The organism is Marseilla massiliensis, from assembly GCF_023336985.1.
Taxonomy (GTDB): domain Bacteria; phylum Bacteroidota; class Bacteroidia; order Bacteroidales; family Bacteroidaceae; genus Prevotella; species Prevotella intestinigallinarum.
The window spans coordinates 90726-103241 of sequence record NZ_JAMBLP010000006.1; the positions used below are offsets into that span (position 1 = coordinate 90726).

General features: G+C 50.5%; 7 protein-coding genes. All 7 read right to left on the reverse strand.

What is annotated here, in order from left to right; translation table 11 throughout:
- Positions 1-7: 7 nt before the first annotated feature.
- The 7 genes from M3089_RS06525 to M3089_RS06555 all read right to left on the reverse strand — a co-directional run bounded on the left by M3089_RS06525 (position 8) and on the right by M3089_RS06555 (position 12479).
- Positions 8-1087 carry an ATP-binding protein gene (locus M3089_RS06525; RefSeq protein WP_070752471.1) on the reverse strand — a complete coding sequence of 360 codons (1080 nt, stop codon included), beginning with the start codon at positions 1085-1087 and terminating at the stop codon, positions 8-10.
- A 14-nt stretch (positions 1088-1101) separates the two neighbouring features.
- Complete coding sequence (locus M3089_RS06530; RefSeq protein ID WP_249082638.1) at positions 1102-2577, reverse strand: DUF5691 domain-containing protein; 1476 nt, start codon at positions 2575-2577, stop codon at positions 1102-1104.
- On the reverse strand, positions 2564-3895 hold the full coding sequence (locus M3089_RS06535) for an SWIM zinc finger family protein (RefSeq protein WP_249082640.1): 1332 nt from the start codon (positions 3893-3895) through the stop codon (positions 2564-2566). Before M3089_RS06535 ends, M3089_RS06530 begins: the two co-directional genes overlap by 14 nt.
- A gap of 29 nt (positions 3896-3924) precedes the next feature.
- The gene (locus M3089_RS06540; RefSeq protein WP_249082643.1) at positions 3925-4800 is read right to left on the reverse strand and encodes a DUF4261 domain-containing protein; all 876 of its coding nucleotides are present in this window, start codon (positions 4798-4800) and stop codon (positions 3925-3927) included.
- 32 nt (positions 4801-4832) lie between these two features.
- Positions 4833-10433: a DUF4253 domain-containing protein gene (locus M3089_RS06545; protein ID WP_249082645.1), complete on the reverse strand. Its 5601-nt coding sequence runs from the start codon at positions 10431-10433 to the stop codon at positions 4833-4835.
- 59 nt (positions 10434-10492) lie between these two features.
- Positions 10493-10975, reverse strand: coding sequence for an SF0329 family protein (locus M3089_RS06550; protein ID WP_135960028.1), 483 nt, complete (start codon positions 10973-10975; stop codon positions 10493-10495).
- 283 nt (positions 10976-11258) lie between these two features.
- The gene (locus M3089_RS06555; protein ID WP_249082650.1) at positions 11259-12479 is read right to left on the reverse strand and encodes an IS91 family transposase; all 1221 of its coding nucleotides are present in this window, start codon (positions 12477-12479) and stop codon (positions 11259-11261) included.
- Between the last annotated feature and the right edge of the window lie 37 nt (positions 12480-12516).

Consider the following 12516-nt stretch of genomic DNA (forward strand, 5'->3'; position numbering starts at 1 on the left):
ACGTCAATCAAATCATATCTCTTGAAGCCCTGTAGATGTCTTTCCAACCCTCACGGTTCTTGACCACCGTCTCCATGTATTCCTGCCATACCACTTTGTCCTGTACGGGGTCTTTCACCACGGCACCGAGGATGCCTGAAACGAGGTCCTCCGCATGGATCTGGCCGTCGCCGAAATAGCCGGCCATGGCAAGGCCGTTGTTCACCACGGATATGGCTTCTGCCGTACTCAGTGTGCCGCTCGGGCTCTTGAGCTTCGTCTTGCCGTCACCGGTGGCTCCCTGACGCAGCTCACGGAAAATGGTGACGACACGGCGGATTTCATCAAGGGCAGGTTTCTCTGCCGGCAGCTGCATCACTTTCTCGAAGCTCTCCACGCGGCGGCGTACAATGTCAACTTCTTCCTCAAGCGTGTCGGGCAACGGGAGGATGACCGTGTTGAAACGGCGTTTCAGTGCGCTTGAAAGGTCATTCACACCTTTATCCCTGTTGTTGGCCGTGGCTATGATGTTGAATCCGCGGATGGCCTGCACCTCCTTGTTCAGCTCGGGGATGGGCAGGGTCTTCTCCGAAAGGATGGTGATGAGTGTATCTTGCACATCAGAACCGATACGGGTAAGCTCCTCGATGCGGCCGATCTTGCCTTCCTGCATCGCCTTCATCACCGGGGTCTGCACCAGGGCACCCTCACTCGGCCCCTCGGCGAGAAGACGGGCATAGTTCCAGCCATAGCGGATGGCCTCTTCTCCCGTTCCGGCGGTACCCTGTACTATCAGCGTCGAATCTCCGGATATGGCTGCCGCCATGTGCTCGCTGACCCAGCTCTTGGCCGTACCGGGAAGACCGTACAGAAGCAGCGCCCGGTCGGTGACAAGGGTGGCAACGGCAATCTCCATCAGGCGGCGGTTGCCTATGTATTTCGGTGAAACCTCGAAACCGTTCTTCAGTGTCCCGCCCATGAGGTAGGTGACCACGGATTGGGGTGACATCTCCCAGTTTTCGGGAATCGGGTTGGTCTCGTTCTTTTTCAGTTCATGAAGTTCCTCTGCAAACTGTTGCTCGGCATGTTGTCTCAGTAAAGTGCTCATATGAATATCAATATTTATTTTTCATTTAACAAAGTGTCTGTTTCAGATTTAAGATCCATGAATTCCAGCATCTTCGAGCAGAACTCGTTCATGGACGGCGAAGCCTCCGCCGAAGAGGCGGCCTTGGCCTCGATCAGGTTCCTCAGATGTGACGGGATATGCATGGCAAGCCGTTCCGCCATGTCTGCGGCATAATACAGGTAATCCTTTTTCAGAATCCAGGACAGGACGCTGGAAGAGAATTTCGGGCCCCATGCCTCGTAGTCGTTGCCGTACCATGAGTCGGGTATGAATCCGAAATCCCGGACCGTTTCCGGCCAGCTGATTTCCTCCCGCTGGGAGGGGGTGAGCATCGCCACAAGTTCCGGCTTGCGCAGATAGGAAGGGTCTTCCTTCAGGGTGTGGAAAGCCCACAGCCCGTCCGAGAAGTTGAGTATCGGGTCTTCCAGCTCCAGGAACTTCCTGAAAGGAGGATGCTTGGCGAATTTTCTCGCTGCCTCTTCCTTTCCGCAACCATATACCTCGCACCAGAAACTCAACGGCACCCGTTCGGCGAGCTGTCTCAGGATGAATTCGGAATCGCCCTCTTTCTTGTTGGAGCTTACCTCGGACAGCCCCATGGCCTTCATCTCCGGGGTGTATCCGATCTCGTCGTATGACCATCCGGTAAGCATGTTGTGTCTGATATGTCCACGCAGGAGTTCGCAGCAGCGCGTCACCATGGCTGAATCGGGAATCATGCACAAAAGTTTCCGTGCCGTTTCCTTGACAATGGAGCTGCGGTCCGACGCCAGCACTTCCTGGATGAAGGGCTCGTCGGTCTTGCTGATGTTTGTCCGGAGACATTCAAGCAGCTCGTTGCGCTGGTTGGCCGGTTCGCTCTTCCAGTCTTTCCTCAGCAGTTCAAGGGCTGCGGCAGGATCCTGCTGCCTGAATCTGGCAAGCATCTCCTTACGCTCGCCGTGGGTGGCCGTGTCCCAGGAATCGGTGGTCCCGCATTCCTCTCCGGCAAGGCCCATCTGCCTGATCAGCCACAAGCCTCTGTTCCCGACGAGATTTTTCAGCAGCCTGCGTTCTTCAAACCGCAACGGGTTGTTGCGGTCATAGGCACGCCGGATAAGCGGCTGGAGGCATTCGGGTGAAATGATTTTTCCCGATCCCTGCGCCAGACGGTAGGCGTAGGCCAGCATATAGCGTGTGCTGTGGAGTCTGGAAAAGAGTTGGCTCCGGTCCTTGTCGAAATACGGCAGTTCCTCTTCCGGGGCTGCTTCCACGGGGACAATGCCTTCCGCTCCGGCCGGTTCCCATCCGGCACGCCTGTAGGCGAAGGCGGATGCGGCTGTCATGTACAGGAACGATTCCGTGTCTTCGGCTTTCCCGCGGATCCCGTCAACCAGAGTCTGAAGGGACTCGGGAAAGGCTCCGGGAACGAATTCACGGTTGGCTGTTCCAAGCAGTGCAGCCTGTATGATAGGTTCAGTTACATTCATCTCTCCAAGTATGATATTCTTTGTTGTACCAGATGGATTTCAGTTCCCATATATCCCCGTTTACAATGACCAGCGAGGCGAACGGATTGCCGCCGGTAATGGCGAGGATGTCGATGTAGGTTTCCTCGGGAATCGCCACACGGACGGCATTGCCCGCGTTGTCCAGCATCGTGTAGTCTTTCCCGTTACGGGCAACCCTCACGTCATCCACAAGCAGGGTGATGTCCTCGGAAAACGGATTCGTCAGCATGGCCGTGCGGTACACCGCGGCAGCCTGCTTCAGGTCAGGGCTGCACGCCGGCACAAAGTTTTCTTCCGTGAGTACGGACTCCCGGAACAATGCACGCCGGCATGTACCCGTGCCGTTGTAAAAGCATAGCGCCCCTTTATAGGCACTGCCCGGAATCCAGTTCTCGGTGGAAAAGGTGCCGGCAACGGCAAAACTCAGGTATCTGGCGAAAAGCCCGCTTTCCTTTCCGTAGAACCAGTAGATGTCGGTATTGACATCGTTGACTTTACGGGACTGCTTGTGAAGCACGAGCCAGCTGTCCGCCACCGGCTCTCCGGCAAGGACGTTGTCCTTGGACTGGGGATATCCGATCTGCGTGCGTATCTCGTCCTTCCATTCTTCGGGAAGGCCGTCCATGTTTCTGTAGCTCTGCATGAGCAGGTACAGCCTGCCCATGCTTTCCGTCAGGTCGGATTTCCAGCTTTCCGAGTCGAAGTCTATAGCCTCCATGGCTCTCAGTCTCCCCGCAAGTCCCGGTGCCTGGGCATCCACCATCCTCCGGGCCATGTTGTCAAACAGGGTATAGGCACGTTCCGGAACATTCAGGAATCCGTTGCGCACCAGGTCCTTCATCCATACCTCAAGGTCGGATATGCCTCCCAGTACCTTCTGGTGCCGTTTCTCCTGCCTCTTGGCCTGGGCCGCTTCATCCACAGGGGTTTCGCTTTTGGCTTTCTGCTCCTTCTTTTCGGCCTTCTCCGTTCTTTTGGCAAGCCACGCCGTCACCCATTCCGGCTCTTCCGCCTGCGTGAACTGATCAGGCTGGCGGGCGTACAGCAACAGCAGGCCAAGCCCATGCTTGCACGGGAATTTGCGGCTCGGGCAGGAACACTTGAACGCAATGTCATTCAAGTCTATCACCGTCTGGTAGGGATTCTTTCCGCTTCCCTGGCAATGACCCCAGACGGCACGTCCGCTGCATTCCCTCAGTACCCATTTGCTCAAGGTCGCAAGTCCTTTGCCGGCCTTTACAGACGAGTCGTCGGGAGCGAGCTGCAATATCTGTTCTTCTGTCAAGTTCAATGGCATACGCAACAAGTTAATTGGTCATTGGTAAATCATTCCCTGTTCCCGGCTGCATATTCTCCCGTGTTGATGTCAAGTACGGGACGTTTGGGCTGTATCAGCGCGTCTTCGTATTGGCATTTCCACTGGATGCTGCGGTCCATATAACCGTCTTTGATTCCATCGACGGTTTCTCCCGAGTCTATTTCATTGCCGCTTGTAAGCAGATAGGAGGCCACGTTGTAGGCATGGTTCACTACCCAGTTCGGATCAAGTCCGCGGAAGTGGTACTGCAGGTCAGGCAGGAACAGCGTGTTCATCCCGAGTGTATCGACCAGCATGTCGTCGGAACCCTGAATCGTGAAGAAACGGACGTTTACGGCATAGCGGATGAACCGGTCAGGACCTTCTATCTGATTGCCGCGGATTTCCTCCGCCTCGAACAGTTTCCCGCTGCCGCTGAAGAAGAACGCTTCGCAAGACGGGAACAGTTCGGCGAGCGCTTCAAGGTAGTCCATTTCCAGATTGGCACGTTCCAGAGAAGACAGGCCACGGGCAAGGAAGTCCGTAGCGAGCATACTGTACCGGCATTCCTCAAGGATACGGTCACGGCTCTCCTGGCAGTCCCACATCTGGCTCCGGGTGAAGTCGTCCACGGTCTTTCCGTCAAAGTCCATGCACGAAGTCATCAGGAACTGCACGGGTGCTTTCCCGTCCTCAAACTCCACCATGTGGTCCAGGGCGGTGATGAAGACAGACTTGTCATCACCTTCGCGGCATTCTACATTGCCGAAATGCTTCCGGCATACATCAGCCACCCTCTGCGTGTCCGGCAATTCAACCGGTTCCTTGAACAGAAGGTTTATAAGTAAAGGCCCTCCGGGCTGCAGTTCCTTTGTATTTAGGTCTTGTTGAAATACTTGATTCATATTGAAATGCTTTTGAATGTGAAACGAATCGGTTAATCCCACCAGAAATACCATATTCTGGATTGACGCAACGTGTCGGCAAGACTGCCTATGCCGTTACAGTTCTGGTCCATATCCGGACAGAAAGCATATTGCTGTATTGCGGCTTCCATTGCTTTGTCTTCCGGAACGGGCGCTGGAAGTTCATACTCCAGCTGGTCGCTGGTAAAGGTTCCCGGAACAGCACCGTATTCTTCGTACCAATACTTTGAGATAGCCATCAGTTCGGGGTTTGCAGGACAGTCGTTCCAGTTGCCGAATGGCAGGTACGCGAATATTTTCCACGGCTCCGTGACCGGAATACGGGCAAGGATCAGCGGATGCGTCATGTTCGTATCGGTATTCCAGTAGCTCGAGTAACGGTTGTTGTCGAATCCGCCTTCAGGCTCTTCATCAATATCATCGTTGTCCTGCCCGGTCAGCTTGTCAAGGATGGATTTACCGTCCATGACAGGAGCCTCAAGCAGCCTTCTGCGGAATTCATTGACTTTTTCCCGGTTGAATGTGTAATCATCCGAGCTTTCGCTCTCAGGATCCGAGTTCCCGATTATGTTTTCCCACAAACCTTCATCGACATTGACCAGAACGGGGATGAAGCCTTCCCGCACGCCGAGCCGTTGGGCATAGGTATAGGCTGACATGATAGGGTCATCGTCACTCATGGATGGGAAATAGGTACATTCACAATCAAGATAATCCATGAAGGCACGGGCCAGTTCGTCTGGCTCAACGGTATCTTTGTCTATATGCAGCCCCTGCCAGTTGGCGAAGCGTCTGTCTATGCGTTGTGACATTGCCTGGTAATAATCCTCGTCATACGGGACAAACAGGTATGCTTCCTCTTTGAACTCATTGGAATGATACCTTTCCGGACCGAAATAATCCAGGGCGTGGTTGTCAATGTCTCCGGGGTAAAATGGAGTTTCATTGGCGCCATAATAACTGCCATAATAGTAGTCGGCAAATGCACGGCCCTGTTTATTGAACAGGAATCTTGTAAGCTGCCCGTTCAGGTTGTCCTTTATGAACACCCTCAGGTCATCATCGGCCGAGCCGCTTTTGATCCGGGATACAAGGTCTCCGAACTGTTCAAGAAAATCATCCCTCATAAGGTCATTTACCATGCACCAGCGTAGATATATTGCCAGATGATTGTAGGCCGTAATTGTATCTAACGGCAGATCCTTCTCTTTGAACTTCTCCAGATGGCCTTCCGCATCGTCCATCACTTCATCCGTGTCATCCGGGAAATCGGGACCGCCATCGGCATCGTCTTCGCTGCCGTATGAGATTTTCAGAGTCACTTTGTCCGGAAGGGCAACACCCTGTCCACGTGTTATCTTATGTTTGTCGACAGCCGAGAAGCCTATGGTTTCTCCGTCGTTGAGAACTGCATCGTATTCCAGAACATATCCTGCCATGCTGGCCAGGAAGTCTCTCACCTTTGACGGGTCGGCATCCACGTCAAGGACCTCCATTTCGTCCTTGCCGAAACACTCCATTCCATAGGTGTAGCCGCTGATTCCCTTTTCGGTACGGTAAAGCCCGAACCATATCCAGTTGTATATAGGCAGCGAATCCTCCTTCATCATTCCGGAAAAGCCTTCATAGAAACGGGGCTGGAAAACGACACCGCTGGTATAGATACCGGTTATGTTCTTCTGGTGGCAGCAGACAGACAACAGCTTCACGTACAGTTTGCCTCTTTCGATCAGGGACTTCTCTTTGCCGATAACGGCAACCATGATGTGTGCCTTATGCTCTTTGGCTGTTTTTTCGGCCTCCGGCCACATGTAATTGTTCTTCGCGCATTCTTCGGCTTCACCATTAGGTACGGGGGCAGGCATCAGGCTTACCGCCGCCATCATGTCACCTACGTCAAAGACCAGAGACTCGGGATTCCGTTCCTCGTCAGATTTCTCTTCAGCGGAGATGTCCCACTGTTCTTTCAGATCTCTGATGTATTTTTCCTTGTCCCAGCTGTTGTCGGAGAGCAGGGCGAATCCCACGAATGTGCCGGCCTTCTTCTCACGTTCCTCGGCCTGCTTTGCCTGTTCCATCCAGTAGGAACGCACCATCTCGACAAGGGCCGTAGCATCCTTGACAGCCGTCTTTTCGTTATAAGGTTCCATCTCACTGAAGGTATGGCCGCAGTCCGACAAGCTGTCTCCTTCGTATCCACCATTCACACCCAGCAGCCATTCACTGTCCTTGGTATCCTTGTATTTGAAGATGTAGTAGGTCATATCGTGCAGTACGAATGTTCCCGTACACTCGATCTCCGCCGGCTTATGTCCCAACTCCTGTGCGTGCGAGAGCCAGGCTGTCATTGCAGCCAGAGCTGCTTCTTTCTGTCTGTTGTCCATATTCTTATCCCTTAGTTCGGTATTTTCAGTCTTTCTTGTTTCAATATGCGTGTTGCCTGTATCGCATGGCTCCACTGTATAGGATTCCTTTACGTTTGAACTGTCCTCCCGCTTCGAAATCTCCTCCATACACTCTTCGATGACTTCCTTTGCACTGTTGTCCTCCGGATCAAGTTCCGCCCATTTTTCCGCATAAGCGACAGCCTTCTCTTTTTGGCCTGTAAGATATTGGTAGGCGTAGGCCATGCGCATGTTCCATCTTGCCTTGTTTTCTCCGGTTTCACGGACAGACTCCAGCAGTTCCAGGGCTTTGTTCAGCGCCCTGTCGCATTCTTCTATTTCCGGTTCTTCGTTGTTGTCGCCAAGGATGGCATAGTTCTCGTAGGCTCTTACAAGAAGCATGGTTGATTCATAGTCCATTTCATCGGCCGGTATCGTCTCAAGAGCCCTTATGCACTTCGTGTATCTGTCGTTGTCGTTCCAGTCCTCTATCTGTTTGAAGAAAGCCTCTGCATTTTCCTTTGTGTATGGTATGACATCGCTGTCCGCTTCTGTCAGTTGCAATATATGTCCATTACGGATGAAGTCTGAAATGTAGAAAGAGAATTGAGAGTATTCTTTAAGCAGGGCTCTGACCTTCATGGCAAAAGCCGGGAAGTCATAGACGAACAGATCAATATAACTGTATTCTGTTCCGGTTGCACCCCCTGTTATCACACCGAGATTGCCCGGCTCAAGAATCTCTTCTGTTATCCTGTCTTCAAGATCATGACGGAAGTTCAATATATTATCTTCGCCAGCACCATTCTGGAAGACTATGTAAAGAGCTTGTGCACCGAAACCGTTGGCATGATCAAACAATTCGGTTGAATCATGATAATAGTCAGCTACGATGGAGCTCAGACAGGTAGATCCTACTATCACATCAAAGCGCAGTTCATCACTTTCCTTCGGGGTCAGTTGATATCCCGTATAAACGTCCTTCGGATTCTCGAAGAATTCATGGCCGTGGGATTTCACGGTTTCCTCTATGTGCTGTCTCAACCCGGACAAGGCAATCATGCCTTCCTCAATGCCTGACGCTCTTTTTATACCATTGACATATTTGAATGAGACACCTTCTCCCAGTACAAGTTCCAGAATGACATGAAAGTTTCCGTCACTATTTTCCTCCGGTAAGGCACAAAGATTTTTGTCGTAATACCTGATGTTGAAGTTTTCTCTCTTTTCGTCATAGGATGCTTTTACCATGATCTTGCCCATATCGACATCGGTATCGTGTACACGGTATACGAAAGACCCGACCTTGCCCGGGTTGAAGGGGAAGAACTTCCATTTGCCTTTCAGACACTCCGGCATACAGGATATGATGTAAGGATAGATGATGAAGAGATCCGGCCATCCTTCGACCGAGAACGTGAACTCATGGTCACCTCCGATATTGAAGTGCATGTCTTCCGATATCAGATTGGTTCCTTTACTGATAAACTCCATGAAGGCATCGGCTTCCTCCATGGATTTCGGATTCATCATGCCTGACAGCTTTTCTTCGTTTTCTACAAACCAGTTCCAGAATTCTTTCACTCGTCTGGTTAACGGCAAGGCCATATTGCACTGACGGATGAAACTCAGGGTGTCTTCATCTTCCGGATTAAGTTCCCTTGCCTTGCTGAAATAATCCAGGGCCTCCCGATAATTGTTCAGAAAATACTGGGCATATCCCATTCTGAAATTCCACCGTTCATCTTCAGTGCCTTCCTCCTTGACGGATTCGAGCAGTTCAGCGGCTTTGGCATATTCCTCAATATTGTTGTACGCCCTTGCAAGAAGGCTTGTCGTTTCAAAATCCCGTTCTGCTTCCGGAATCTGTTCCAGTGCATCGATGATTTCCTGATGCTTTTCGGCCTTGTGCCATTCGTCTATCTGCTTCATCAGTTCGTCATTCATGTTCTCTCCGGTATATATGATTTGCTTATTTTCCGGTTCTATAGGCTGGTCTGCAACCAAAGTCGGGAGGAATTCACCTGAAAGTTTTTTCAGGTCTTCCAGCCTGGAGGCACACAACGTGAAGAGGGTGTACTGGTTGGAACACAGTGCGTGACAGCTGTAAACGGGATAAGGTTCTTCATTCTCTGAATCTTGGCCGGTACCCATGTCATAGAGACGGTATTTTCCGCCGTCAAATTCCCTTTCTTCAATCATTTCCTCTTCCACATCAAGAAAATCTGGCTCACCATTGGTGGAGTATCCTGTACATCTGACCGTGTGCCAGTTGTCTGTGGCCGCGTCATAATAGACGAGGGTACCATCATCCGTATCTTCGAGATAGCTGCCCGGCAGACTGAACCTGATCCTTCCGACCTTATGGTTGACAATTCCTCGCCGGTAGCCGATGGTAAATTCCGTTTCGTATGTAGGTATCCCGTCAGTCGGGACAGGGGTACAGCCATGCAGTCTGCAAAGTTCCTCGTATTCCTTTTTTGGGAAAGGAAGAGACGGGTCAAGTGATGCTGCCGTTTCCAGCTCGCTTATGATGTACCCGTTGATGCGGGCATCTTCTTCACTTCTTTCCGACGGCATGAAATAACAGTCCTCCCACATGGCGTTCAGGGCCAGTCCTCTATGGAAACGTGCATCACGTTCCGGATTGTTCCAGATGAAGAAATCATCGGCAAAAGATTCGATTCCTTCTTCCCGGATACGTCTGATGACTTCTGAAAGGCGGAAAGAACCCAAAGGTGAGATGACAATGCCGCTGTCCGATTGAGGGTAATATTTATTGAGATCCCAGCAGATTGACAGGGACGTACTGCCTTTGTCTTCCTGCTCCTGGATGATTTCAAACAGTTTGGCCAGCCACTTGTGGAAATGTTTCTTCTTCATGGCCTCAAAGTCCCTTTCCGTGTAATAGTCCGTCTCGTCTTCAACCTCAAACCGGGTTCCAGTCGCCTGTTGAAGCCTGTCGATGAACTCTATTGCTGCCTTGTGGAAGCCGGGACCAAGCATGTTGGTCTGGCATTCTCCGGTTACGGAAACAGTGTCTTCCGTATTTTCTTTTCCCTCATGTTGATAGCTCAGGAACAGGTCGCCCAGTTTGCAAAAACTTACCCTCGTTGCTGATTCGTCATGCTCTGCATGATAGCCGGATTCAGCGGCCAGTTTTTCCACGGTGCGCTTGAATGTTTCGATATTCCTGATCCTTGTGCGAATGTTGAATCCAAGTCCCATATTTGTTATATTTTTAGTGTATATTATTAGTGACTAATGTTTGACAGCGTTCCGCTTATTCAGTCGGTTTGCTGTTTGTTAGCTGCTGTGGTTTTAATTCTTAATTCCAAAATTTTTTGAGCCGCCTGATTTTTGATTCTGCGACGCAAATTATCCAATCTACGCTGTCCGATACGTCTGTCAGCCGCACGTAGGATATTTGCCAATCCCCAATAGTCATTTTCAAAATGCTTTGTCACAATTTCCGAAACGGGAGTATCTATATATTCCCGTATTAAATCGGATATATCTGACACGTCATTTTTATATGGGTAATTTTTTGTTATCCCATGTGGCTTGAAGTTGCGTATTCTACCATCAGGTGTGACAAACTGTTTGGGGTAATCAAAAATTATCTCTTTACCCAGCGTAATCCAATAACGGGGCAAATCTGTATTACCATATCGGCTTCTCATTGGATAAGCGACACAGTGAATCTGAAAATCAATCGTTGGATCAATTATCAGATATAGTTCCTTTTGCAATTTACTCCATTTCTTCATTTGTTCTTTCTTCAGCAGCTAATGTTTAGAGGATAGCCGACCGTTTAGGGCGGTTCATCCTCATGTTCGAGACAATTTTTATTTCCTTTATTACATACTATATAGAACTTCAATTTTTGACTGCTGTTTCCGGCAGAAAGAGGTGTGAAGTTCATGCCCGCACCCCGTTCGTTTCATTACTGCTCTTATCCGTATTTCATTCATTTTTCAGTTCTCCTTTCTTTCTTTTCATGGGATTTCACTGTTCTTGTTCACGGCAGGGCATAGCTATCCCATGTTGCTGTCATGCCGCTTTTTTCCGGTGTATGTCGCAATGCTCCAGTATTACCGTGTATGTCATGCCGCCACCCGTTACCGTGGTATGGCTGTAAACTCTCGTCCGTCCGCAACGCTCGCAGAAATACGGATTTTCGTATTCACTTTCTGCCTGTTGCAATTCGGCTTCCTTTATTTCGCTTTCATCCCGTCCGAAGTATTCTTCCGGCAGGTTGCCTTTGTTGGAATAGAAGCCGTAGTACCTCACGATGCGGAAATAGCGCAGTGGAACGTGTTGCAGCAGCCGGGGGAAGAACTCCCGGTAATGCAGCGTCAGTTCCTTTTCAACCGGGTTCCTCCTGTCGGGTGAGTTTTTGTAATCACGGTAACGGAATGAAATGTTTTCGCCGTCCATTACCGTAATCTTGTACTCGCTCAGACACGCCCGTTTGGAATACCTGCCCACATATTGTATCACCTGTTCCGGCATCTGTATGGGCTGCTCCAAATGTACAATCCAGTCCTTTTTGTTTGCCACTTTTTTGATGAAGCCCATAAACTCCATGCGGTCGTGGAAGTCATGCTCCAGCCTGCCCGCATCGAACAACTCTATCAGGGCGTGTTCAAACTTGTAGCGGAATACCTTACAGATAGAGGGGATATGCACGTAGTCATGTTCGGGGATGACTATCTTACCGTCGTTATCTATGCCGCCCCATGACATAATCATGTGCGTGTGTACATGGAGCTGTTTCGTTTCCCCGTAGGTATGCAGTACGGCAATCACTCCGGTTTTCAAGCCGAACTTGTGCATCATCCAGTCTTTCAGCGTTTCAGCCGAAGTACGCATCAGTATATTCAGCATTTCTTTCCTGTTGCGCTTCACCAAGTCCAGCAGGATATGTGGCAAGGTCATCACCACATGGCGGTGCGGCACCCGCAGCATCTTTTCTTTCATGCGTGCCGCCCATTTCAGCGTGTCACGCCAGCCGCATGACGGGCAAAAACGGTGTTTGCAACTATGGCTGATTTCCCGTACTTCCCCACAATCGGGACAAACGTATGTGTCTATCCCCAAAGCGGTTGTGCGACATACACGGATAGCGTTCACCGCCTTGTACTGTTCGGGGGTGATGTACTCCGCCGGGTGCTGTGCGTATTCGTCCCACCACCGATTGAAGAAATCGGACAAGCGGTACTTCTTTTCTTTGCAACCGTCTGTATATATGTCGTTTAGCACTTCTTTCATAGCTCGCACACAAGTCCTTTTTTTACTCTATTTTAAT

Excerpts from the sequence above, each read along its gene's own strand:
- M3089_RS06535 (WP_249082640.1), bottom strand. The coding sequence starts at position 3,895 with ATGCCATTGAACTTGACAGAAGAACAGATATTGCAGCTCGCTCCCGAC.
- M3089_RS06525 (WP_070752471.1), bottom strand. The coding sequence starts at position 1,087 with ATGAGCACTTTACTGAGACAACATGCCGAGCAACAGTTTGCAGAGGAA.
- M3089_RS06550 (WP_135960028.1), bottom strand. The coding sequence starts at position 10,975 with ATGAAGAAATGGAGTAAATTGCAAAAGGAACTATATCTGATAATTGAT.
- M3089_RS06555 (WP_249082650.1), bottom strand. The coding sequence starts at position 12,479 with ATGAAAGAAGTGCTAAACGACATATATACAGACGGTTGCAAAGAAAAG.
- M3089_RS06545 (WP_249082645.1), bottom strand. The coding sequence starts at position 10,433 with ATGGGACTTGGATTCAACATTCGCACAAGGATCAGGAATATCGAAACA.
- M3089_RS06530 (WP_249082638.1), bottom strand. The coding sequence starts at position 2,577 with ATGAATGTAACTGAACCTATCATACAGGCTGCACTGCTTGGAACAGCC.
- M3089_RS06540 (WP_249082643.1), bottom strand. The coding sequence starts at position 4,800 with ATGAATCAAGTATTTCAACAAGACCTAAATACAAAGGAACTGCAGCCC.